Source organism: Cyanobium sp. T1B-Tous (genome assembly GCF_024345475.1).
GTDB lineage: Bacteria > Cyanobacteriota > Cyanobacteriia > PCC-6307 > Cyanobiaceae > Cyanobium_A.
On sequence record NZ_JAGQBE010000012.1, the window covers coordinates 28,442 to 51,621 of the forward strand.

The window sequence follows — 23,180 nt, forward strand, 5'->3', positions numbered from 1 at the left end:
CGCAAAGCGCAGGGTCTGAATTCAGACCTGCGGATGCAGATTGGGAAGCTATCGCCTTCGTCGTGCGCCGACCCGACAATACGCGTTCCGGGTCCGGAACGGTCAGTTTCTAGGATCGGGGGCTGCATCCGTTTTCCATGAGCTCTGCCGCCGCCCCATCCACCAGCCTGTCCGTGAAGGCCACCCCCCGCCCGGGCAGCCGCGTGGCCCTCGAGGTGGCCATCCCCGGCGGCCGTAGCCAGGCCAGCTACGACGCCGCGGTGGAGAAGCTGAGCCGCAGCATCAAGCTGCCCGGCTTCCGCAAGGGCAAGGTGCCCCGGCCCGTGCTGCTGCAGCAGATCGGCCCCCTCCGCATCCGCGCCACGGCCCTGGAAGACCTGGTGGACTCCGCCTTCCGCGACGCCCTGGAGCAGGAGCCGGTGGCGGCCATCGGCCGGCCCGAGCTGAGCGAGGGCTTTGAGGCCGTGCTGGAGCGCTTCGAGCCCGGCAGCGCCCTCACCATCACCCTGGAGCTCGACGTCGAGCCCACCCCCACCCTCAAGGCCACCAAGGGGCTGAAGGCCGAAGCCGAGGCCGTGGATTTCGATCCGGCCCGCGTCGATGAGCTGATTGAACAGTCGCGCAAACAGCTGGCCACCCTCGTGCCCGTGGAGGGCCGCGCTGCCGCCAGCGGAGATGTGGCCGTGCTGAGCTTCAGCGGCGTCTACGCCGACACCAACGAGGCGATCAGCGGCGGCAGCAGCGACGCCATGGAGGTGGAACTGGAAGAAGGCCGCATGATCCCCGGCTTCGTCGAAGGGGTGATCGGCATGGCGGTGGGCGACACCAAGACCATCGATTGCCAGTTCCCCGAGAGCTATCCCCAGGAGGAGTCCGCCGGCCGCCCGGCCCGCTTTGACATCGGCCTCAAGGACCTCAAGAGCCGCGAGCTCCCGGCCCTCGACGACGCCTTCGCCCAGCAGGCCAGCGACAAAACCACCCTGGCGGAGCTGCGCAGCGACCTGGAAACCCGGCTCAAGGACGACGCCGAGCGCCGGGCCAAGGCCAACCGCCACGACGCCCTGCTCGCCGCACTGGTGCAGGAGCTGGAGGTGGAGCTGCCCGAAACCCTGGTTCAGCAAGAAATCCGCAACCTGGTGGAGCAGACCGCCAGCCAGATCGCCCAGCAGGGCATGGACGTCAAGAAGCTGTTCACCCCCGACCTGGTGCGCAGCCTGATGGACACTTCTCGCCCCGAAGCCGAGGAGCGCCTGCGCCGCAGCCTGGCCCTCAAGGCCCTCGCCACCGCGGAGGCGATCGAAGTGGAGGCCAAGGAGCTGGAGGCCAAGGTCAAGGAGATCAGCCGGGGTCTGAGCCAACAGGGCAACATCGATCCCGAGCGCCTGCGCCTGGCCGTGGCCGACGACCTGCTGCGCGACAAGCTGCTGGAGTGGCTCGAGGCCAACAGCACCATCACCGAGACGGCTCCCGAATCGGCCTCGGAGAGCGACGGTGCGGGCAAGCCCAAGGCGAAAGCCAAAGCCAAGGCTGCCAAAGGCGAAACCAAGGCCGACGCCACCGCCGAGGCCTGATCCGGGCCCGGTGCCCGGTCAAAGCCCATAGATTGCAACCACGAGCCCTCCCCCGCGCGTGATCGACGCCACCATCCGCCATCCCATCCACAGCAGCTGGAGCCCCAGCGGCTCCCCCGGGGTGCTGCCCACCGTGGTGGAGCAGTCGGGCAAGGGCGACCGCGCCTTTGACATCTATTCGCGCCTGCTGCGCGAGCGGATCATCTTCCTGGGCACCGGCATCGACGACCAGGTGGCCGATTCCCTGGTGGCCCAGCTGCTGTTCCTGGAAGCCGAGGATCCGGAAAAGGACATCCAGATCTACGTGAATTCACCGGGAGGGTCGGTGACCGCCGGCCTGGCGATCTACGACACCATGCAGCAGGTGTCCCCCGATGTGGTGACCATCTGTTACGGCCTGGCGGCCTCCATGGGTGCCTTTCTGCTGTCGGGCGGCACCAAGGGCAAACGGCTGGCCCTGCCCAATGCCCGGATCATGATCCACCAACCCCTCGGTGGCGCCCAGGGCCAGGCCGTCGACATCGAGATCCAGGCCAAGGAAATCCTGTTCCTCAAGGACACCCTCAACGGCTTGATGGCCGAACACACCGGCCAGCCGCTCGAGAAGATCACCGAAGACACCGATCGCGACTACTTCCTTTCCCCGGCAGAGGCGGTTGAATACGGCCTGATTGATCAGGTGGTGACCGACTCCAGCGCGGCCACGGCCCTGGTTTGATCCTTAAGGACGGCTGACGAACCGTTTTTTCCGTCGATCCTGAATCCAGGACCCCCTGCCCGCCCGTCGCCGCCCCGATGGCCAAGTTCGATGCCCACCTGAAGTGCTCGTTCTGCGGCAAGTCCCAGGAACAGGTGCGCAAACTGATTGCCGGCCCCGGCGTTTACATCTGCGACGAATGCATCGATCTCTGCAACGAGATCCTGGATGAGGAACTCGTCGACGGCCAGGGCGGCAGCGGCAGTGGCGGCCGGCACACCCCGGAAACCGGCCGCAGCAAGGCTCCCACCAAGAAAACCTCCAAGCCAGCGCCCACCCTGGCCGAGGTGCCCAAGCCCCACGAGATCAAGGCCTTCCTCGACCGCCAGGTGGTGGGACAGGAGGAGGCCAAGAAGAACCTGTCGGTGGCGGTCTACAACCACTACAAACGGCTGGCCTGGCAGGGCGACGGCAAGGGCGAAACCGACCAGACGGCCACCCGCCTGCACAAGAGCAACATCCTGCTGATCGGCCCCACCGGCTGCGGCAAAACCCTGCTGGCCCAGACCCTGGCCGAGATGCTCGACGTGCCGTTTGCGGTGGCCGACGCCACCACCCTCACCGAGGCGGGCTACGTCGGTGAAGACGTGGAGAACATCCTGCTGCGCCTGCTGCAGAAAGCGGATCTGGATGTGGAGCAGGCCCAGCGGGGCATCATCTACATCGACGAGATCGACAAGATCGCCCGCAAGAGCGAAAACCCCTCGATCACCAGGGATGTGTCCGGCGAGGGCGTGCAGCAGGCCCTGCTGAAGATGCTGGAGGGCACCGTGGCCAACGTGCCCCCCCAGGGCGGCCGCAAGCACCCCTATCAGGACTGCATCCAGATCGACACCAGCCAGATCCTGTTCATCTGCGGTGGCGCCTTCGTGGGTCTTGAAGACGTGGTGCAGAAACGGATGGGCCGCAATGCCATTGGCTTCCTCAGCGCCGATGGCAGCAGCCGGCCCCGCACCGGCAAGGATCGGCACGCGGCGGAAGTGCTGCGCCACCTCGAACCCGACGACCTGGTGCGCTACGGCCTGATCCCTGAATTCATCGGTCGGCTGCCGGTGAGTGCGGTGCTCGAACCACTCGACACCACCGCCCTGGAGTCGATCCTCACCGAACCGCGCGATGCCCTGATCAAGCAGTTCCAAACCCTGCTGAGCATGGACAACGTCCTGCTCGAATTCGAACCGGGGGCCGTGGAGGCCATCGCCATCGAGGCCCACCGCCGCAAGACCGGCGCCCGGGCCCTGCGCGGCATCGTGGAAGAGCTGATGCTCGATCTGATGTACGACCTGCCCTCCCGCAAGGACGTCACCTCCTTCACCGTGACCCGGGAACTAGTGGAACAGCGCAGCAAGGCCCAGGTGCTGCCGCTGGGCGGGACCCTCGAGGAAGCCCAGCAGGCCAGCGCCTGATCCAGCCCCACCGATGACCGCTGCCGATCACCTGCAGGTGCCGCGCCAGCACGGCCTGTTCCTGCACCACGGCATCGACCTGGGCGACGGCAGCGTGGCCCACTACCTGGAAGGGCGCGAGATTCTGCGCAGCCCGGTGGTTGATTTCAGCCGCGGCCAACCCGTGGCCGTGGTGGCCTACCCGGCAGGCACCTGCTCGCCGGTGGGCGTCACCCTGCGGCGCGCCATGGGGCGGCTGGGCGAACAGAACTACAACCTGCTGTTCAACAACTGCGAGCACTTCGCCCACTGGTGCAAAACAGGCCGCCACCGCAGCGCCCAGGTCGAAGACTGGCTCCATACCGGCAGCCTGGGGGCCCTGGCCCTCGGCCAGTGGATGCCCGCCGCCGTGCTGACCGGCGCCCGGATGCTGCTGGGCCAGGGCCCCCAGCTGGAAAAGGGCAAGGAGCTGGCGCGGCGCAGTCTCGACCAGCTCGACCAGCTCCGCCTCAGCCTGCAGCAGAAGCTGGAGGAGGAACTCGCCCGGGCCGAAGCGCGCTGGGGGGAGGATCGCTTCGAAAGCCTGCGGCTGGCGGCCCAGAACCTGGCCGACCGGCTCACGGAAGTGGAAGAACTGGAAGAGCGCCTGCGGCGCCAGTTCGAACCGGGACAGGACCAGTAATCTCAACCATCCGCCTCTTCGAGGCAGCCTCCCTGCGCGCCGCTGCCCCATGAGCCCAACGGCGATCCCCAGCTACCAGCCTCTCCACCACAAGTACCGGCCCCAGCGCTTCAACCAGCTGGTGGGTCAGGAGGCGATCGCCGCCACCCTGGGCAATGCGCTGCGCACCGGGCGAATCGCGCCGGCCTATCTCTTCTGCGGTCCCCGCGGCACCGGCAAGACCTCCAGTGCCCGCATCCTGGCCCGCTCGCTCAACTGCATCGGCGCAGACGGCCCCACCCCGGAACCCTGCGGCGCCTGCGAGCTCTGCACCTCCATCGCCGCGGGCAATGCCCTCGATGTGATCGAGATCGACGCCGCCTCCAACACCGGCGTCGACAACATCCGCGAGCTGATCGAGCGCTCCCGCTTCGCGCCGGTGCAGGCCCGCTGGAAGGTGTACGTGGTGGACGAGTGCCACATGCTCTCCACCGCGGCCTTCAACGCCCTGCTGAAAACCCTGGAGGAACCCCCGCCGCGGGTGGTGTTCGTGCTGGCCACCACCGACCCCCAGCGGGTGCTGCCCACGATCCTGAGCCGCTGCCAGCGCTTTGATTTCCGCCGCATCCCCCTGCAGGCCCTGGAACAGCACCTGGGCTGGATCGCCGAACAGGAGTCGATCGGCATCACCCCCGAGGCCCTGCACGTGGTGGCCCAGCGGGCCCAGGGGGGCCTGCGGGACGCCGAGAGCCTGCTGGATCAGCTGAGCCTGCTGCCGGCGCCGATCGAGGCCACGGCGGTGTGGGAACTGCTCGGGGCGGTGCCGGAGCAGGAGCTGCTGGCCCTGGCCCAGGCCCTGGCCAGGGCCGAACCCCTCGCCCTGCTGGAGGGCAGCCGGGAGCTGCTGGAGCGGGGCCGGGAACCCGCTGCGGTGCTGCAGGGGTTGGTGAGCCTGCTGCGGGATCTGGTGCTGGCCGGCACCGCCCCCGACCGGCTAGAGCTCACCAGCGTGTCGCCCCAGTTCCGCGGCGAACTGCCCGATCTGGCCCGCGCCATCGGCAAGGCGCGCTTGCTGCAGTGGCAGGCCCAGCTCAAGGGCAGCGAACAGCAGCTGCGCCACAGCGTCAATCCGCGCCTGTGGCTGGAGGTGCTGCTGCTAGGGCTGTTGGCCGAACCGGTTGCCGCTCGGGCCGTCGTCCCCGTCCCCGTCGCCACTCCCAATCCAGCTCCCTCCCCAGCTCAAGCTGCCCCAGCCCCGCCCCTGGCAACTGCACCTGCACCTGCACCTGCAACGCAAGCTGAAACAACCCCGGCCCTAGCCGCCCCTGCAGCCGCCCCTGCCGCGGCAGAGGCCGCCACCGAAACGGCAGCAGCGGAGCACTCCCCCAACCTGCCGGAACTGTGGCAACAGATCCTGGCCGGACTGGAGCTGCCCTCCACCCGCATGCTGCTGTCCCAGCAGGCCCAGCTGGTGCGCCTGGACGAGCGCCGGGCCGTGGTGCAGGTGGCAGGCAACTGGATGGCGATGGTGCAGAGCCGCCTCTCCCTGCTGGAGACGGCGGTGACCAAGGCCCTCGGCAGCCCGCGGCAGCTGGTGCTCGAAGGCGGAGGAGAACCCATGCCCCCTCCCAGCGCCGCCCCGGCCCCAACCGTCTCCCGGGTGATCCCGGCAGCAACGCCGGCCGCCCCGGCGATGGAGCCCCCGAGTTCCGCTGCCGCGGCCAGTCCAACGCCGGCTCCGACCGGAGCTCCAGCGCCACCGGCGACAGCGCTAGCAACGGCTACGGCTACAGCTACGGCGAATCCAACACCCATTTCGGCGGCCCCTCCGACCCCCGCCGCCCCCCTCGATGAGAAGGCGCGGCGGCTGGCCGAGTTCTTCAACGGCGAGGTGGTCGAACTCGATGGCCCCCTCGACGGGCTCCCCCCAGACGAAGCGGCGGCCTGAGCCCCCCACAACCGCCAACCGAGCCGTCGGACTCAGGCGGCAGCCGGATCCTCCATCGGCGCCTCGTCGTCTTCGCCGAGGTGCATCGTCTTGGCCCACACCAGGCTCTTGGGCAACAGGGCCATGCGCAGGCTGGTCCAAGGGATCACCACAAACCAGTGGCCCAGATAGGCAATGCCCAGGGCCAAGTTCCAGGGATTCATCGCGGGCAGGGGCGGACCCTCGCCGGGGCGACGACAGCCAGCCAGGATGGCGCCGCCCGACAGTCCAAAGGCCACAAAGGACAGGGGCCAGACCGTGGGGGACGTGCGGGTGATCAGGGCTCCGAGCAGATCGGCGATCGCCACCACCGGCAGCCCGTACTGGAGCAGGAAAAAACAGGCCAAATCGAGCTTCTGGGCCCCACTCAGCCGGTCCGACAGCAGGCCTGGCCCGTAGTCGAAGAACCGCTGCAAGCCGCCTTCAGCCCAGCGCTGGCGCTGACGCCAGAGGGCCGCCAGGCTGAGCACGGCCTCCTCCTGCACGGGAGGGTCCCAGAGCAAGCCCACCGGCTGGCCGTCGAGGAGCAGCCGGAAGCTGAGGTCGAGGTCGTCGGTGACCGTGGCTTCATTGAAGCCACCGCTGCTGAGCAGGGCATCGCGGCGCAGCAACTGGCCGTTGCCACGCAACTCGACCACGCCGCCCACCGCCAGCCGTCCCTGCTGAATGACGGCGTCCAGAGCCATCTCCATCGCCTGAGCCCGGGTGAGCCAGTTGGCCGTGGCGTTCACCTCGGCCTTGCGCAGCTGGACCGCCGCCCATCCGCCCTGCTCCGCGTAAGGAATCAGGCGCTCCAGGGTGTCGCTCTGGAGATCGGCATCGGCATCCAGCACGAACATCCAGCGACCCTGGAGCTGCTGCAGCACCAGATTCAGGGCCCCCGACTTGCCGCCCCCGGCATCGGCCTCGCGGCGCAGCACCTGCAAAAAGGCGTGGCGTTCCTGCAGCTCAGCGAGCACCTCGGGCGTTCGATCCCGGCTGGCGTCATCGATCACCCAGAGCCGCAGTTGACCCTCCGGGTAACGCAACTGGGCGATGCGCTCCACCAGCCGCCCGATCACGGCCTGTTCATCGCGGGCCGCCACCACCACGTCCACCGCCGGCAACGCAGCCAGGGAGGCGCCCTCGCCCTCGGCAGGAGCGGACGACGGACCAAAGGCCCGCAGCAGCACGGTGCGCAGGGTGTATCCCCCCAGCAGCACCGCCAGGGTGATAGCGGGAGCCAAGCGCAGGGGACCCTGCAGCCAGTGGGGCGCCATCCCTGCCCAGCCACAGCCGATCAGGAACAGGGCAGACTTGCCACGACGGTGATCGGTGGAACGGCCACCCGCAGCCATGGCGATCCCAGAAGTGGCCGAACTCTAAGGGGAGCCTGCAGCAGGGCCCGCCGGCGCGGCTCCAATCCCGCTGGTGAGGGCCTTGAGGTGCTCCAGGCTTGTGCCCGGATAGTAGTGATCGAGGATTCGGGTCAGGCTCCAACCGCGACGGGCCAGGTCGATGGCTCCCGCCTGGGACAGGCCGGCACCATGGCCAAACCCACCACCCTCGAAACGCCAACGGCCCGGACCCTCAGGACGCAGGACAAACAAGGTGCTGGGCAACTGCCGCAGGGTGCGCCGAATGGCATCGCGCCGCAGCACCACCCGCTGGGGAGCTCCGGCCGGAGCCTGGAGGCTGATGGCCAGGGCCAGGACCCGGCCACTGGGGCCCCGCTCCAGCACCGCCAGCCCGGTGGGCACGCCAAGCTGGGGGCCCGTGCGGGCCAGGGCCTGGCGAATCTGGGCAGCGTCGAGGCTGCGGCTCCAGCGGAAGCGGGGATGGTCGGCCCCGTAGGCCCGGGAGGTGGCCGCCAGGGCCGCGGCGACCCCGGCCGGCGGCAGCGGCAGGGCCACGCTGGCCTCCATGGCGGACGGACCATCCACCCGCGGCCGCAGATAGGGCAGGGCCGACCCACTCCAAACCTCCTCAAACCCAGCCGCCAGCCCTCCGTTGGTGGCGTGGTACACCCCATGGATCGGTGCCCCCTGCCAGGCCAGCACCTGGTATCGGGTAGCCCCAACCGCCTGCCGCACAGCCGCTCCAGCCTGGCGGGGATCGGCATACACCTGGCACTGGGTGTCGGCACAGAGGTGGTAGCCATCCACGGCGAAGCGCTCCTGGTTGCGCACGGCCCAGGTGCGGGCCAGCACCGCCTGGGCTGCCAACGCTGCCGCAGGAGCACCGGCCCCTATCTCGTGGGGCACCACACCGAGCAAGTAACGCTCCAGCGGCACCTGCTCCACCAGGGTCCAGCTGCCGTAGGCATCGCTCTGCAGCCGGAAGGGCCCGGCATACACCCCCCCCTGCCAGCGCAATCCCCCCGGCGCCTCCAGTCGCAAGGGACCCTCCAGCAGCAGCGGACCTTCAGGGCGCCGCAGCTCCAACACGAGGCGCTGGCGCTGGAGCTGCTCCAGCCGCCGCGACGAGGCTCCTGGGGGCATGGGGGCATCCAGGGGGGCCCACACCTCCCACTCCGCCGGATGGGCAATCACCGCAGCCGCTCCGGCCTGGCGCCAACGGGTTGCCGCATCCTGGGCGCTTTCATAGCTGGCAAACGGACCCCACACCTGACGCCGCAGGGTCAGGGGCTCCGCCAGGGGCAGGCTTCGCCACTGCAACGTGAGCTGGGGGGCCTGAACGCGCTGGCCACCCGCTGTCTCCAACGTGAGGTTGCCGGCGGCGCTGCGCAGCAGCAGGGGGGCCGGGGGGCGCAGATGGGCCGCCAGGGCCACCCACAGCACGGGCGCCGCCCCATCCAGCGCAGGCGGGGCTGGCACGGGCCAGTGGGTGCTGCTCGCTGGAGCGGGGGGCACGGCGGCCCGACACCCCCCGGCCAAGAGCAGAGACCCTGCCCAGACCGCCGCCGGCAGCAGCGATGGGAGCGAAGCCATCCGGAACGGAACCATGGCTGGTGAAGAGGGGCTTGGAGGAAGGCACTGCCACGTCGTACTCTGCTTGTTTGTGCCCGCCGCGACGCGAGACATGCCGAAGCTCAAGACCCGCAAAGCAGCCGCCAAGCGGTTCAAAGCCACCGGCAGCGGCAAATTCCTGCGTCGCCGGGCGTTCCGCAGCCACCTCCTCGACCACAAGAGCCCGAAGCGCAAGCGCTACCTGGGCACGATGGCGGTGGTCGACGAGCGCGACGCCGACAACGTGAGCGCGATGCTCCCCTACGCCTGATCCCACGGCGCCCCTGCCCATCCGTTTTCATTTTTTCCTGATTCCCTGCCATGGCTCGCGTCAAGAGGGGCAACGTTGCCCGCAAACGCCGTAACAAGATCCTTCGCCTCGCCCGCGGCTTCCGCGGTGGCAACGGTTCCCTCTTCCGCACCGCCAACCAGCGGGTGATGAAGGCGCTGTGCAATGCCTACCGGGACCGTCGTCGTCGCAAGCGCGACTTCCGCCGTCTTTGGATTGCCCGCATCAACGCCGCTGCTCGCCTGAACGGCCTGAGCTACAGCCGTCTGATGGGTGGCCTGAAAAAAGCTGACGTGCGCATCAATCGCAAAATGCTGGCCCAGCTCGCCGTGGTCGATCCCGGCAGCTTCACCAGCGTGGTGGGTGCCGCCAAAAACTGAGTCCCCCTGGTAGGTCCCCTTGGACGCCCTCCTTCCGCAGGCCTACCTCATTGGGCTGATTGTTCTCCTCGGGGTCGCCGCAATCGTGGTGGCCCGACAGATTTGGCGTGTGCGCGCCGATGAGGTCACCCTGGCCAAGTTGGAGCGCAAAGACAGCGCCAAACCCTCCGACGCCGCCAGCTTGTATGAGTTGGGCTCGGTGCAGCTGCGCAAAAGGCTCTACGGGCAGGCCGCCGAATCCCTGAAGCTGGCCTTGAAGAAGGCGGAAGCGGAAAAGGAGCCGGCCGAAGCCCAAGCGGTGATTCAAAACGCCCTGGGCTTTGCCCTGGCGGCCCAAAACAATTACAAAGGCGCCATGCGCCACTACAAACTGGCGCTTGAGGCCAAACCCGCCTACCCGGTGGCCCTCAACAACCTGGCCTACGCCCTCGAAAAACAGCTCAAGTTGGAGGAGGCCAGGGAGACCTACGAACGGGTCATTGCCCTGGATGCCACCAACAAGACGGCGCGCAAACGGCTGAAGCTTCTGGAGCGCAAAGTCGGCACGGACAAAGTGGCCTGAACGTCTCGTTCAGGCCCTTAACGCTGGACCTCACCAGAGTCCACGAACCGGGGAGCCCGAGCCGTAAGCATTGCGGCTGGTGGCGGTTCGGGAGGTGCTAACGGGCCTCAGATCGAGGCGACCACCTCGACTGGTGAGGCGAGGTGCCTGCCAGCCGGACAACTGCAGGCCCTGCAGACCGGTGAACACGCCACCGAGCTCCAGACCTGCGACGTCGCACTGACAGAGCATCAGCAGATCCAGCTGGTCCGACTCGGCATTGAGATTGCCCTGTACGGGGGTGGTGACCCCGCCCACCGTGAGCTCACCCCGCAGGTCGATCATCTGGCCCATCGGCCGGGCCGAGGCCAACCGCAACTCGGCGTTGACGGTCTGGGAATTGTCGAAGGACTGATACACCCCGCTCCAGTTGAGGGGCAGATCCCTGGCCAGCAGCTGGGCACGGGCGATGGGATCGAAGGTTTCGGCCCCACCCAGACCACTGAGGGATTCCCCACCGAGGCTGGCGGCCGCGGGGGCCATGAAGGGCACGAAGGCCTCGCTGGCCAGGGGTGTGGCCGCCTTCGCCGGGGACTGCAGTTGCGGCACCACAAGGAGCGGCAGAACAGCCAGAGGCACAAGAGCTAGGGGCACGGCAGCCCGAACAGCGACGGACACGACAGAAGGGATCCAACTGATGGGAGGCTAGGACCGTTGCCGAGATCTGGCCCTGTTCCGTGGTCACCACAGCCTCCCCCAGCGATCCGCACACTGATCGACACACCGATCCGCACCAGGATCCAGCCCCGGTCCAGGACCCGCTGGTGATCGGTGGGCGCCGTTTTCGCAGCCGGTTGATGACCGGCACGGGCAAATACCCAAGCCTGGCGGCGATGCAGGCCAGCCTCACGACCAGCGGCTGCGAGATCGTGACCGTGGCGGTGCGACGCGTCCAAAGCCAGGCCGCCGGCCACGAGGGGCTGATGGAGGCGATCGACTGGACACGCATCTGGATGCTGCCCAACACGGCCGGCTGCGCCACCGCCGAGGAGGCCATCCGGGTGGCCCGACTGGGTCGGGAGCTGGCCAAGCTGGCCGGCCAGGAGGACAACACCTTCGTGAAGCTGGAGGTGATCCCGGACACGAAACACCTGCTCCCCGATCCCTTCGGCACCCTGGAAGCGGCCGAGCAACTGGTGAAGGAGGGGTTCACGGTGCTGCCCTACATCAACGCCGATCCGCTGCTGGCCAAACGACTCGAGGAGGCGGGCTGTGCCACGGTCATGCCGCTGGGCTCGCCGATCGGCTCGGGCCAGGGCATCCGCAACGCCGCCAACATCGCCCTGATCATCGAGAACGCCTCCGTACCCGTGGTGGTGGATGCCGGCATCGGCGTGCCCAGCGAGGCCGCCCAGGCCATGGAGATGGGAGCTGACGCCCTGCTGATCAACAGCGCCATTGCCCTGGCGGGCGATCCCCCAGCCATGGCGCGGGCCATGGCCCTGGCCACCGAAGCCGGCCGGAGCGCCTTCCACGCCGGCCGGCTACCCGTAAGGGCACAGGCGAGCGCCAGTTCCCCCAGCTCCGGACGGGTGGGCAGCTGAGGCCCTCTGCCGCCGCTCAGGCGCACTGTGACGATCCATGCCAGGGCCTGGGCAGCCAGGGACAGCATCCATAGGTTGATCGTCCTTGCGCTTCCTCTCCCATGCAAGTCACCGAAGAAGACGGCGGCAGGCTCAACGCCTTCGCCCGCGAACCCCGCATGGTGGTGATGGACCAGGCTGAAGCCAGCGCCTCCAGCTCCCGCCTGCTGCTGATCGGCGGCGCCGTGCTGGTGGCCGTCCTGATGCTGGTGGCCGCCTGGATCAGCTGAGCCCCAAGCCGAACGCCTGTAGTAGCTTGCGAGGCGGAGCACCCGCTCGTCCTGCTGGAGTTGGGTTCACGGAATGAGGTCGGAATGGGGATTGCGATGAAGGTCTTCGTTCTCGGCGGCGACGGCTTCTGCGGTTGGCCCTGTGCGGTGAACCTGGCCGACGCTGGCCACGAGGTGGTGATCCTCGACAACCTCAGCCGTCGCAAGATCGACATCGATCTGGAGGTGGAGTCACTCACCCCGATCGCCACCATGGGCGACCGCCTCAAGGCCTGGGAGCAGGTGGGCGGCAAGCCGATGCGGTTCGTGAACCTCGACCTGGCCCACGAGTACCAGCGGTTGGTGGACCTCCTGGTGGCGGAGCGCCCTGATGCAGTCGTCCACTTCGCCGAGCAGCGGGCCGCCCCCTACTCGATGAAGAGCAGCGCCACCAAGCGCTACACCGTTGACAACAACGTCAACGGCACCCACAACCTGCTGGCCGCCATCGTCGAGAGCGGCCTCGACACCCACATCGTCCACCTCGGCACGATGGGGGTGTACGGCTACGGCTCCCACCGCGGCGCCACCATCCCCGAGGGCTACCTCAAGGTGGAGGTACCCCAGCCCGACGGCTCGCGCTTTGAGGAGGAAATCCTGCACCCGGCGAGTCCGGGCAGCGTCTACCACATGACCAAGACGCTGGATCAGCTGCTGTTCCTCTACTACAACAAGAACGACCAGGTCCGCATCACCGACCTGCATCAGGGCATCGTCTGGGGCACCAACACCGAGGCCACCGAGCGGGATCCCCGGCTCACCAACCGCTTCGACTACGACGGGGACTACGGCACCGTGCTCAACCGCTTCCTGATGCAGGCGGCCATCGGCTACCCGCTCACGGTGCATGGCACCGGCGGCCAAACCCGCGCCTTCATCCACATCCGCGACTCGGTGAAGTGCGTGCAACTGGCCCTGGAGAACCCCCCGGAGCGGGGCGAGCGGGTGAAAATCTTCAACCAGATGACCGAGAGCCACCAGGTGGGCGAGCTGGCCCGCAAGGTGGCTGCCCTGACGGGAGCGGAAATCAACTACCTGCCCAACCCCCGCAACGAGGCCGTCGAAAACGACCTGATCGTGGACAACCGCTGCTTCATCGAGCTGGGCCTCAATCCCACCACCCTCGATGACGGCCTGTTGGCGGAAGTGGTGGATGTGGCCCGTCGCTGGGCCGATCGCTGCGACCGCAGCCGCATCCCCTGTGTGTCGGCCTGGACCCGCACCCAGGCCCAGGCCATTCAGACGGCCTGAGGCGCCCCAGATCACCCTTGAAGATCGCCTTTTTCACCGAGACCTTCCTGCCCAAGGTTGACGGGATCGTCACCCGACTCACCAAGACGGTGCAGCACCTGGTGGCCGCCGGCGACGAGGTGCTGATCTTCTGCCCGGAGGGTGCCCCCGAGACCTACATGGGGGCCCAGGTGGTGGGGGTGCCGGCCATGCCGCTGCCCCTCTACCCCGAACTGAAACTGGCCCTGCCGCGGCCGGCCGTGGCCGAAGCCCTGGACCGCTTCCAGCCTGACCTCGTCCACGTGGTGAACCCGGCGGTGCTGGGCCTGGGGGGCATCTGGCTGGCCAAGACCAAGGCCTACCCCCTGGTGGCCAGCTACCACACCCACCTGCCCAAATACCTGGAGCACTACGGCATGGGCATGCTGGAACCCCTGCTCTGGGAGCTGCTCAAGGCCGCCCACAACCAGGCTCGGCTCAACCTCTGCACCTCCACAGCGATGGTGCAGGAACTGAGCGAGAAGGGGATCCAGCACACCGACCTCTGGCAACGCGGAGTGGACACCGACCTGTTCCAGCCCGAATTGCGCTCCGATGCCATGCGGGCCCGGCTGCTCAACGGCCAGAGCGACACCGGCAAGCTGCTGCTCTACATCGGCCGCCTCTCGGCCGAGAAACAGATCGAACGGATCCGCCCCGTGCTCGAGGCCATGCCCGACGCCCGGCTGGCCCTGGTGGGGGATGGGCCCTACCGCCAGCAACTGGAAAAGATCTTCGCCGGCACCCCCACCCACTTTGTCGGCTACCTGGCCGGTGAAGAGCTGGCCGCCGCCTACGCCAGTGGCGACGCCTTCCTGTTCCCCTCCAGCACCGAAACCCTGGGCCTGGTGCTGCTCGAAGCCATGGCAGCGGGCTGCCCCGTGGTGGGGGCCAACCGTGGCGGCATCCCCGACATCGTCAGCGATGGGGTGAACGGCTGCCTCTACGAACCCAACCAGGAGGGCAGCCTGGCCGCCGCGGTGGAACGCCTGCTGGGCGATGCCAGCGAGCGCTCCCAGCTCCGCCGCAACGCCCGCGAGGAAGCCGAGCGCTGGGGCTGGGCTGGGGCCACCGAACAACTGCGCGGCTACTACCGCCGTCTGCTGGACCATCCAGAACTGCAACTGGTCGCCTAAGCCAGGGGTCGCCTGAGCCAGGGGCGGCCTACGCCGGCTCAGGACCGGGACGATGGGCTGGGGAGACTGCCGCGAAACCAGGTGGTCATCAGCGCCTTCACCATGGGGGCGGCAACGGTGCCGCCGTAGCCCCCGGAATTTTCGCCGAAGGCGATGATCACCAGGGTGGGCTTACCGGCGGGGGCGTAACCACCGAACCAGGCGTGGTCGGGACGGGGCGGATCCTCTCCGGTGCCGGTCTTCCCTGCCACCGGCGGCAGGCTGGGATCATTGAGGAGCGTGGCGGTGCCATTGGTCACCACCTGGCGCAGACCATCGCGCAACACCTGCAGGGTGGCCGGCTTGAGACCGATCCAGGTGCGTTCGGTGGGGCGCTCCACCAGGTGGGGCGTCACCAGCCAGCCGCCATTGGCCACCGCGGCGTACAGCCGGGCCATCTGGATCGGCGTCACCTGCAGGGCCCCCTGGCCGATCGCTGAGGTGATGGTGTCCACCGGCGTCCAGGCCTCCCCGAGCACCTCCCGTTTCCAGGCCTGATCCCCCAGCAGACCAGGGGTCTCCTCCTCCACCAGCTCGATGCCCGTGACCTGGCCGTAGCCCATGCGCCGGGCGGCCTTGAAGAGCTCATCGGGGCCCACCTTCAGCCCCACCTGGTAGTAGAAGGTGTTGCTGCTCACCGCCAGGGCGAAGGGGAAACCGATCGCCCCATGGGCGCCATGGTCGCCGTAACAGAGGCCCGCGTAGCAGAAGGAATTCATCGTCATCACCTTCGAGCCAGCGGTGTAACGGCCGGATTCCAGGCCCGCCACCGTGGTGACGATCTTGAAGGTGCTGGCGGGGGGAAACCCCTGGAAGGCCCGGTTCAGCAGGGGGGCATCCGGCGAATTGAGGGCTGACCACTGGCTCGTGCTGGGAGCGGGCGAAAAGACGTTGGGATCAAAGGTGGGCCGACTGGCCAGGGCCCGGATGGCTCCGGTCTGGGGGTCGAGCGCCACGATCGCTCCCTTGCGCACCCCATCGAGGGCCCGCTCCGCCGCCTGCTGCAGAGCCAGATCGAGGGTGAGGCGGAGGTCCTTGCCGGCCCTGGCGGGTTTTTCGCCCAGGATCCGCTGCACCTGACCCGCCGCATTCACCTCCACCTGCTGGCCGCCCCATTCCCCGCGCAGGTGCCCTTCGTATTGCTTCTCCACCCCGCTGCGGCCTACCCGGTCCAGGATCCGGTAACCCTTGGCTTCGAGCTGGGCGTATTCCTCCTCGGTGATGCCGCTGGTGTAGCCGAGCACGTGGGCTGCCAGCCGCCCATGGGGGTAGCTGCGCAGGATGTCCACATCCACCTCGGCCCCCGGCAGGCCCGAAGCCTGCTCACGGAAACGCAGGACCTGCTCGGGCTTGAGGCCGCTGGCCAAGGCAATGCGGAACCCCTCCGCATTGGCACCGCTGCGCCGCTTCGCCTCGAGCTGGGCCGCCGGGACGCCCATCACGGCCACCAGTCGATCGCGCAGGGCGGGCCACTGGGCGTCGCTGACCTCCCGGGGCTGGATGTAGAGGTTGTAGGTGAGGCGACTGGTGGCCAGCACCTGGCCATGGCGATCCAGCAGGCGGCCCCGGATGGGATTGCGGGGCATCAACCGGATCCGGTTTTCATCCGCCCGGGCCCGGTTTTCACTGCCATGCAGCAACTGGAGCCAGGCCAACCGGGCCACCATGGCCCCACAGAACAGCAACACCACCGCCAGCAGCAGCGCTGGCTGCCGGCCCATGCCGGTGTGGCGCCAGGCCCCGGAGACAAACGCCACGGTCAGTTGCCGCCCCCATCGGTGGGGGGCACGAGCCCGAGCCGCTGCTCCAGCAGCTCCAGGCGACCGGCAATCAGGGCCAGACCCTGCTGCAAGGCAAGGGCGTCCTGGGGATCGGCCCCATGGACATCGCCAGCTTCAGGGTGCACCATCCCGTCGGCCATCTCGTGCACATCCACCTTCATCACGGGATTGCCCAGGCCGGGACTGACCCGGTCCAGCCCCTGCCGCACCTGGCTGGCAGCAGGTTCACCCTCCTGGCGCAGGGTGCCGAGGGGATCGGCGGAGCGGCCATCAAAGGCCGCCATCACCTCCTGGGCGCCGCCCTTGCGGGCCCGCTCCACCACCGCCAGACCCACGGGCAGCACGTCCTGCATGAGGGTCAGCCGGAGGGCATCAAGGGGATCGGTGGCCATGGCGGCGGTCCTGGCACTGGATCTCCAGTCTGACGCGCCGGCACCCGAACCTCAGGGCGCCAACCGCTGAATCCCCGGATCGACGATCACCTGCCGGCAGTTCTGCTGGCTGCCCCACCACCAGCCAGCCGCCACCGCGATCACCAGGAGGGAGGCCAAGGGCACCAGCGCCTGGCGGGTCACATCGAGGGCGAGCCACTCGCCCCAGGCCCGCAGGGTGCGCTCGCGATCGAAACGCCGGCGAGCCTTCTCCTCCTCCTGCTGACGCCGGCGCAGGGAACGGGCCACCCAGCGCTCAAACGACTTTTTCTTGGTGACCGCCATCTTGCGCTCCACCTCGAGCAGCTGACCGGCCGTGAGCTCGGGGTTGAAGGTGCTGATCAGCTCCAAGCTCTTGAGGAACATCTCGACGGCGCCATCCTTGGCGGCCCGCTCCGGGTCATCGAGCAACTCCCAGTCGACCTCGGGATAAAAGCGGGCCCGGTTACTGACGATCTGGTCTTCCATCAACTGACCGGGCTCCCGCAGCCAGCGGTCGGTGTTGGCGTCGAAACGGCGCCAGTAGAGAAAGGGGTTGAGGTAGATCGTCTTGCCGCCCAACAGGATGCTGTCCTGCTGCAGCCGTCGCTGCATGTCGGAATCGGGGGTTGTCGAGCTGGGGGGCGCGGAGGCGGCAGTCACGACGGTTGGGCTGGGAGCCGATGGTATCGAAGGTCGACCGACGGGGCTACTCCCACTCGATCGTGCCGGGGGGCTTGCTGGTGATGTCCAGCACCACCCGATTCACGCCCTTCACCTCGTTGACGATGCGGTTGGAAATGGTCTCCAGCAGGTCATAGGGGAGGCGCGACCAGTCGGCCGTCATGCCGTCCTCCGACGAGACACAGCGCAGCACGATCGGGAAGGCATAGGTGCGCTTGTCGCCCATCACCCCGACGCTGCGCACCGGCAGCAACACGGCGAAGGCCTGCCAGATCTCGTGATACAGCCCTGCCTCCTTCACCTCCTCACGCACGATCAGGTCGGCATCGCGCAGGATGTTGAGCTTCTCGCTGGTCACCTCGCCAAGAATGCGGATCGCCAGACCCGGGCCCGGGAAGGGATGGCGGCCGACGATCTCCTCGGGCAGGCCGAGGGAGCGGCCCACCTTGCGCACCTCGTCCTTGAACAGACGGCGCAGGGGCTCCACCAGCTTGAACTGCAGATCCTTGGGCAGGCCGCCCACGTTGTGGTGGCTCTTGATCTTCACCGCCACCCGCTCGCCGGTCTTCGGGTCGATGTTGGTGCCGGCACTTTCAATCACATCGGGATAGAGGGTGCCCTGGGCCAGGTAGTCGAAGGGGCCAAGGCGCTTGCTCTCCTCCTCGAACACCCGGATGAACTCCGTGCCGATCAGCTTGCGTTTCTCCTCCGGATCGGTGATGCCATCAAGCTTGTTGATGAAGCGCTCCCGGGCATTGATGTATTCCACGTTGATGTGGAAGCGCTTGTCGAAGAACTCCACCAGGAACTCGGGCTCGCCTTTGCGCATGAAGCCCTGGTCGATGAACATGCAGGTGAGCTGGTCCCCGATCGCCTTGTGCAGCAGGAAGGCGAGGGTCGAGGAGTCGACGCCACCGGAAAGGGCGAGGAGCACCCGCTTGTCACCCACCTGACGGCGCACATCGTCGACCGCCTCATCGATGAAGGCGGCGGTGGTCCAGTCGGTCTCACAACCGCAGATGTGGTACACGAAGTTGCGCAGCATCGCCATGCCGCCGGTGGAGTGCACCACTTCGGGATGGAACTGCACGCCGTAGAGCCGGCGCTGGTGATCGGCAACCGCCGCCTCGGGCGTGTTGTCGGTGTGGGCCAACCGCACAAACCCATCCGGCAACCGCTCCACCGAATCGCCATGGCTCATCCACATCGTCGAGCCGTCTTCGACATTGGTGAGCAGATCCACCGGATCGTCCACATGCAGGGGCGCCTTGCCGTATTCGGCGCGGCCCGCAGCCACCACCGACCCGCCCAACTGCTGCACCATCAGCTGCATGCCGTAGCAAACCCCCAGCACGGGAATGCCGAGATTCCAGATCTCCGGATCACACACCGGTGCGCCGGACTCATAGACGGAACTGGGGCCACCGCTGAGGATGATTCCCTTCGGCGCAATCGCCCTCAGCTCCTCAGCCGTGGTGGTGTAGCCCATCACCAGGGAGAACACCTCCGTTTCCCGCACCCGCCTGGCGATCAGCTCGGAGTACTGGGAGCCAAAATCCAGGATGACGATCGCGGGGTGGCGCGACGACTGGGAGGTGGCGTCGACCTGGGCCGACTGGACAGGAGGGGACGCGGTTTGGGACATCGACAGCGCTGGACCCGGGGCATTCGAACCACCCTAGGCGGCGCCGCTAAGAGGGGTCACGCAGGGCGGTGAGCAACTCCAGACCCACCGGGCCCTGGGCGCAGATCTGGCGGGAGCGGTCAAACAGCACAGCCCCCACCTCCATGGCCTCCTGGCCGTAGCGGGCCAGATAGCGCCGGCTGCGCTGCTCCACGGCCGCGGCGATGGTCTGGCGCAACTGCTGGGCCCGGGACCCGTCCCGCAGGGCCAGCTCCGCCAGGGCCGTCTCGACCGTGGGGGCGTCATACAGGGCCTGCAGGGCGTCGCCCTCCAGGCCCCCCAAGGCGGCCAGGGCCGTGAGCACCTCGGCCCGTCCATCGGCCAGGTGGTGGTGGGTGTGGAAGATCCCCCCCGCCAACTTGATCAACTTGCCCTGATAGCCAAACAACAGCAGACGCCGCACGCCCGCCTCGGCCGCCGCCACCAGCAAGGGACCCAGCCAGTTGCCCGCCTTGAGCAACAGCTCGGCCGGCAAGCCCAACCGCGGGGCCAGGTCGAGGCCGTTCTCGCCGATCACCAGCACCAGATCCCCGCTAAAGCCCGGGGCGCTGCAGCGCGCGCGCAGCTCGGCCAGAGATTGGGCCAGGGGATCGGGCCCGGCACTGCGCTGCACCTCAGCCTGGGTGCCGATCAGGGCCAACCCATCCACCACGCCGAAGGCGGCATTGCTGGTGCGCTCCGCCAGCCGCCGTCCCTCGGGAATCACCACCTGCAGCTCCAGACGACGGCCCAGGGGCACCAGGGGCCGCAGATTGATCTCCAGCAGCTGGCGGGCATAGGCCGAGAGGCAGGGGTCGCCGCTGTCCTGGAGGACCCCCACCCCCTCGCCGGCCCGCAGCTCCAACCAGTCACCCGGGCCTTCTCCCCAGCGCAACTGCACCCAGAGCCGCAGGCCGCGGGTGAGATCCAGCACCTCTGGTCCGGGATCGCAGCAGGCCATCGCCAGCACCCAGCCGTCCGCCAGGGGAGCCACCGCCTCCACGGGCACGGGCTGGGGTTGGACATCGTCCCCGAGGGCCGTGGGATCCAACCAGAGCGGCTGGGTCCTGGTGCTGGGCTCTCCACGCAGGTAGATCAGCGCCGCCCGGGCGGCCGCCGCGAGCCATACCGGCACGGTGTAACCACCGCTGGAGTCCTGGGGTTGGGTCGACACGGCCAGGGGTCCCGGGAACTCTGTTTTTTATGGTGGTCGATAACGCGGTTCGACGCCGCCCGCCGCAGCACCCCCCTATCCATGCAGGACAAGCTCACCCTGATGATCCCCGGCCCCACCCCGGTGCCGGAAAGCGTCCTGCTGGCCATGAGCCGCCACCCGATCGGTCACCGCAGCGCCGACTTCCAGAAGATCGTCAAGCGCACCACCGAGCAGCTGCAGTGGCTGCATCAGACCCAGAACGATGTGCTGGTGATCACCGGTAGCGGCACGGCCGCCATGGAGGCCGGGATCATCAACGTGCTGAGCAAGGGCGACACCGTGCTCTGCGGCGACAACGGCAAGTTCGGTGAGCGCTGGGTGAAAGTCGCCCGGGCCTACGGCCTGAACGTGCAGGTGATCCAAGCCAAGTGGGGCCAGCCCCTCGATCCCGAGGCCTTCCGCGCCGCCCTGGAGGCCGACACGGCCAAGGCGATCAAGGCCGTGATCCTCACCCACTCGGAAACCTCCACGGGCGTGATCAACGACCTGGAAACCATCGCCAGGCACGTGCGTGCCCACGGCACCGCCCTCACCATCGCCGACTGCGTCACCAGCCTGGGCGCCTGCAGCGTACCCATGGATGCCTGGGGCCTCGACGTGATCGGCTCGGGCTCCCAGAAGGGCTACATGATGCCCCCGGGCCTGGCCTTCGTCGCCATGAGCGACCGGGCCTGGGCCGCCGCTGAGCGCTCTGATCTGCCGAAGTTCTATCTGGATCTGGCCAAATACCGCAAATCGGCCAAGGCCGACAGCAACCCCTTCACCCCGGCCATCAATCTCTACTTCGCCCTCGAGGCGGCCCTGGAGATGATGCAGAAGGAGGGCCTGGAGGCAATCTTTGCCCGCCACGCGCGCCACCGGGCCGCCGCCCAGGCCGGCATGCAGGCGATGGGCCTGCCCCTCTACGCCGCCGAGGGCTACGGCAGCCCCGCCATCACCGCCGTGGCCCCCGAGGGCATCGACGCCGAGGCGATGCGCAAGGCCGTGAAAGAGAAGTTCGACATCCTGCTGGCCGGCGGCCAGGACCATCTCAAGGGCAAGGTGTTCCGCATCGGCCACCTGGGTTTTGTGTGCGACCGCGACGTGCTCACGGCCGTGGCCGCCATCGAGGCCACCCTGCAGGACCTGGGCCTGCACAAGGGCACCATGGGAGCCGGTGTGGCCGCCTGCGCCGCCGCCCTGGCTGGCTGAGGGAAACCTGGAAGGGCCCGGGCAATCACCCCGGGCCCTCCGGTATCTGCTAGTTTAATTTGTACACCTTGCGGGTGTAATTCAGTGGTAGAATGTCAGCTTCCCAAGCTGAACGTCGCCGGTTCGAGTCCGGTCACCCGCTTTTAGTTTTAAACTCTACTGAAGTTCTAAACTTGCTGCTTCGGCTTTGCCGCAGCCGATTTGCCTGCCGCTGCAATCGTGCCGTTTCAAGCCGCCCCAGATGAAACCTGATCCAGGCCCTTCTGGACCGGTGGCCACGACAAGGCCGATCAGCCCCGGGGTTTGATCACCTGCAGAACCTGAGGTCCTGAGCCGGCCATCCGACGTTCCGCATCCAGTGCGGCCAGGATGGATCGGGCGGCCCCGGCCAGGTCTCCCTGCTGAGCCGACTGCTGAGCCTGGGCCTCATGGGCCTGAATGGCGTCCTTGAGATGGGCACGACGATCGGCCACCTCACGGGCAGCGTCGGAAGCGCGGGATGGTCTGGACAGGATGGCCGTCATTGAAGCTGGTGCCTGAAGAAAGATTGGGGTGGTTCTGATGATTCGGGAACAAGCCCTGAAAGCCTCACCAATGACCCAGATCCCGAGTCTGCCTGTCCAATAACTTAGACCCGCGACAAGATCGCCGCCTCAAGCATCTCCAAGCACAAACATTTGGCGACGGGGAGTCAGGTACCAGGCTCTTCCTGATTGCCACCCAGGGCTGCAATCTGGTTGCGCAGATTCTCGGAGCGCTGGAGATCTCCACGGGTGAGCGCCACAGCCAGGGCGAATTCCAGCTTCTCGAGCTGATGATCACCCTCGCCAGGGGTGGGGGGGAACCCGGGGCGTCCGCCAGATAGAGCAGAGGCTCCGGAACCCTGGGCGAACCGCGCAGCGGCCCCATGCTGGGAGCCGGGAGTGGACGGGGTGGGGTATGCCATGGCCACTTTCTTCCCATTGTGACACCGCTGACCAGCCCTCGTGGTCAGGCTGCTGTCGCAAACGTGTCGTCCTCGGCACCGTGATCGGCACCGCCATCCCCGCTGTGAATCCCACCGGTTGCCTGCTCGGACATCTCGAGCAAGGTGCGGCAATCCAGAAGCAACCGCTCCACATTGTCGAGGCTGGTGCTCTCCTGGGGATCCCGCTCCACCTGGCGATCTACTTGCAGCTCCATCGCCCCGAGCCGCTGTTCCAGCTTGACCAGCCGCTGGGACAGGGCATGCACGGTCTGGGCGAGATCTTCTGCGTTCCGGCTGATGCGGAAGGAAACCGACTCGGAGGCCATGGCAAGAGGCGCAGTGGAGCCGATCACAACACACAAACGCAACGGGGCCAAGGCCAGACTGCGTCCA

General features: G+C 67.8%; 24 protein-coding genes and 1 tRNA gene. 14 read left to right on the forward strand and 11 right to left on the reverse strand.

Translation table 11 applies throughout. The features are described from left to right. Positions 1 to 137: 137 nt before the first annotated feature. The 5 genes from tig (at position 138) to KBY71_RS04790 (ending at position 6,322) form a co-directional block, all read left to right on the forward strand. Positions 138 to 1,571, forward strand: a complete 1,434-nt coding sequence (gene tig / locus KBY71_RS04770) for a trigger factor (RefSeq protein ID WP_254927821.1) — start codon at positions 138 to 140, stop codon at positions 1,569 to 1,571. A gap of 58 nt (positions 1,572 to 1,629) precedes the next feature. Next, on the forward strand, positions 1,630 to 2,289 hold the full coding sequence (gene clpP, locus KBY71_RS04775) for an ATP-dependent Clp endopeptidase proteolytic subunit ClpP (RefSeq protein ID WP_254927822.1): 660 nt from the start codon (positions 1,630 to 1,632) through the stop codon (positions 2,287 to 2,289). A 77-nt stretch (positions 2,290 to 2,366) separates the two neighbouring features. Then, on the forward strand, positions 2,367 to 3,734 hold the full coding sequence (gene clpX / locus KBY71_RS04780) for an ATP-dependent protease ATP-binding subunit ClpX (RefSeq protein ID WP_254927823.1): 1,368 nt from the start codon (positions 2,367 to 2,369) through the stop codon (positions 3,732 to 3,734). Between the two features lie 13 nt (positions 3,735 to 3,747). Next, the gene (locus KBY71_RS04785) at positions 3,748 to 4,395 is read left to right on the forward strand and encodes a lecithin retinol acyltransferase family protein (protein WP_254927824.1); all 648 of its coding nucleotides are present in this window, start codon (positions 3,748 to 3,750) and stop codon (positions 4,393 to 4,395) included. Between the two features lie 49 nt (positions 4,396 to 4,444). Further along, entirely contained in the window at positions 4,445 to 6,322 is a 1,878-nt protein-coding gene (locus KBY71_RS04790; protein ID WP_254927825.1) for a DNA polymerase III subunit gamma/tau, read from the forward strand. Positions 6,323 to 6,354: 32 nt separating this feature from the next. On the opposite strand, the gene KBY71_RS04795 is transcribed toward KBY71_RS04790, so the two are convergent. Both KBY71_RS04795 and KBY71_RS04800 read right to left on the reverse strand, forming a co-directional pair. Beyond that, positions 6,355 to 7,698, reverse strand: a complete 1,344-nt coding sequence (locus KBY71_RS04795) for a glycosyltransferase family 2 protein (protein WP_254927826.1) — start codon at positions 7,696 to 7,698, stop codon at positions 6,355 to 6,357. A gap of 24 nt (positions 7,699 to 7,722) precedes the next feature. Then, a complete protein-coding gene (locus tag KBY71_RS04800; RefSeq protein ID WP_254927845.1) occupies positions 7,723 to 9,291 on the reverse strand; it encodes a SpoIID/LytB domain-containing protein in 1,569 nt (522 codons plus the stop codon). Between the two features lie 91 nt (positions 9,292 to 9,382). On the opposite strand from KBY71_RS04800, the gene rpmI reads away from it, so the two are divergent. The 3 genes from rpmI to KBY71_RS04815 are packed head-to-tail and all read left to right on the forward strand — an operon-like array spanning position 9,383 to position 10,540. Then, a complete protein-coding gene (gene rpmI / locus KBY71_RS04805) occupies positions 9,383 to 9,580 on the forward strand; it encodes a 50S ribosomal protein L35 (RefSeq protein ID WP_094558996.1) in 198 nt (65 codons plus the stop codon). A gap of 50 nt (positions 9,581 to 9,630) precedes the next feature. Next, positions 9,631 to 9,978 carry a 50S ribosomal protein L20 gene (rplT, locus tag KBY71_RS04810; RefSeq protein ID WP_254927827.1) on the forward strand — a complete coding sequence of 116 codons (348 nt, stop codon included), beginning with the start codon at positions 9,631 to 9,633 and terminating at the stop codon, positions 9,976 to 9,978. A 19-nt stretch (positions 9,979 to 9,997) separates the two neighbouring features. Further along, complete coding sequence (locus KBY71_RS04815) at positions 9,998 to 10,540, forward strand: tetratricopeptide repeat protein (protein ID WP_254927828.1); 543 nt, start codon at positions 9,998 to 10,000, stop codon at positions 10,538 to 10,540. A 30-nt stretch (positions 10,541 to 10,570) separates the two neighbouring features. Here the strand turns inward: KBY71_RS04815 and KBY71_RS04820 are convergent, their stop codons facing one another. Beyond that, on the reverse strand, positions 10,571 to 11,197 hold the full coding sequence (locus KBY71_RS04820) for a hypothetical protein (RefSeq protein WP_254927829.1): 627 nt from the start codon (positions 11,195 to 11,197) through the stop codon (positions 10,571 to 10,573). Between the two features lie 143 nt (positions 11,198 to 11,340). On the opposite strand from KBY71_RS04820, the gene KBY71_RS04825 reads away from it, so the two are divergent. The 4 genes from KBY71_RS04825 to KBY71_RS04840 all read left to right on the forward strand — a co-directional run bounded on the left by KBY71_RS04825 (position 11,341) and on the right by KBY71_RS04840 (position 14,836). Beyond that, entirely contained in the window at positions 11,341 to 12,123 is a 783-nt protein-coding gene (locus KBY71_RS04825; protein ID WP_254927846.1) for a thiazole synthase, read from the forward strand. A 101-nt stretch (positions 12,124 to 12,224) separates the two neighbouring features. Continuing rightward, a complete protein-coding gene (gene psb34 / locus KBY71_RS04830; protein WP_254927830.1) occupies positions 12,225 to 12,392 on the forward strand; it encodes a photosystem II assembly protein Psb34 in 168 nt (55 codons plus the stop codon). A gap of 96 nt (positions 12,393 to 12,488) precedes the next feature. Further along, entirely contained in the window at positions 12,489 to 13,682 is a 1,194-nt protein-coding gene (locus KBY71_RS04835) for an NAD-dependent epimerase/dehydratase family protein (RefSeq protein ID WP_254927831.1), read from the forward strand. A gap of 17 nt (positions 13,683 to 13,699) precedes the next feature. After that, positions 13,700 to 14,836, forward strand: a complete 1,137-nt coding sequence (locus KBY71_RS04840) for a glycosyltransferase family 1 protein (RefSeq protein WP_254927832.1) — start codon at positions 13,700 to 13,702, stop codon at positions 14,834 to 14,836. 38 nt (positions 14,837 to 14,874) lie between these two features. On the opposite strand, the gene mrdA is transcribed toward KBY71_RS04840, so the two are convergent. The 5 genes from mrdA to cbiD form a co-directional block, all read right to left on the reverse strand. Continuing rightward, positions 14,875 to 16,596 (reverse strand): penicillin-binding protein 2, encoded by a 1,722-nt coding sequence (gene mrdA, locus KBY71_RS04845; RefSeq protein WP_254927847.1) that lies wholly within the window; start codon positions 16,594 to 16,596, stop codon positions 14,875 to 14,877. A gap of 38 nt (positions 16,597 to 16,634) precedes the next feature. Further along, positions 16,635 to 17,048 (reverse strand): hypothetical protein, encoded by a 414-nt coding sequence (locus KBY71_RS04850; protein WP_254927833.1) that lies wholly within the window; start codon positions 17,046 to 17,048, stop codon positions 16,635 to 16,637. 51 nt (positions 17,049 to 17,099) lie between these two features. Then, positions 17,100 to 17,681: a hypothetical protein gene (locus KBY71_RS04855; RefSeq protein WP_254927848.1), complete on the reverse strand. Its 582-nt coding sequence runs from the start codon at positions 17,679 to 17,681 to the stop codon at positions 17,100 to 17,102. 94 nt (positions 17,682 to 17,775) lie between these two features. After that, on the reverse strand, positions 17,776 to 19,395 hold the full coding sequence (guaA, locus tag KBY71_RS04860; RefSeq protein WP_254927834.1) for a glutamine-hydrolyzing GMP synthase: 1,620 nt from the start codon (positions 19,393 to 19,395) through the stop codon (positions 17,776 to 17,778). Between the two features lie 46 nt (positions 19,396 to 19,441). Further along, entirely contained in the window at positions 19,442 to 20,587 is a 1,146-nt protein-coding gene (gene cbiD, locus KBY71_RS04865; protein WP_254927835.1) for a cobalt-precorrin-5B (C(1))-methyltransferase CbiD, read from the reverse strand. An 81-nt stretch (positions 20,588 to 20,668) separates the two neighbouring features. On the opposite strand from cbiD, the gene KBY71_RS04870 reads away from it, so the two are divergent. Further along, positions 20,669 to 21,820, forward strand: coding sequence for an alanine--glyoxylate aminotransferase family protein (locus KBY71_RS04870; RefSeq protein WP_254927836.1), 1,152 nt, complete (start codon positions 20,669 to 20,671; stop codon positions 21,818 to 21,820). 70 nt (positions 21,821 to 21,890) lie between these two features. Then, positions 21,891 to 21,962 (forward strand) — tRNA-Gly (locus KBY71_RS04875). 148 nt (positions 21,963 to 22,110) lie between these two features. Here KBY71_RS04875 and KBY71_RS04880 read toward each other — a convergent pair. From KBY71_RS04880 to KBY71_RS04890, 3 genes are all read right to left on the reverse strand, one after another. Next, complete coding sequence (locus KBY71_RS04880; protein WP_254927837.1) at positions 22,111 to 22,293, reverse strand: hypothetical protein; 183 nt, start codon at positions 22,291 to 22,293, stop codon at positions 22,111 to 22,113. A 218-nt stretch (positions 22,294 to 22,511) separates the two neighbouring features. Then, entirely contained in the window at positions 22,512 to 22,766 is a 255-nt protein-coding gene (locus KBY71_RS04885) for a hypothetical protein (protein WP_254927838.1), read from the reverse strand. A gap of 44 nt (positions 22,767 to 22,810) precedes the next feature. Next, positions 22,811 to 23,113, reverse strand: coding sequence for a hypothetical protein (locus KBY71_RS04890; protein WP_254927839.1), 303 nt, complete (start codon positions 23,111 to 23,113; stop codon positions 22,811 to 22,813). Positions 23,114 to 23,180 lie beyond the last annotated feature (67 nt).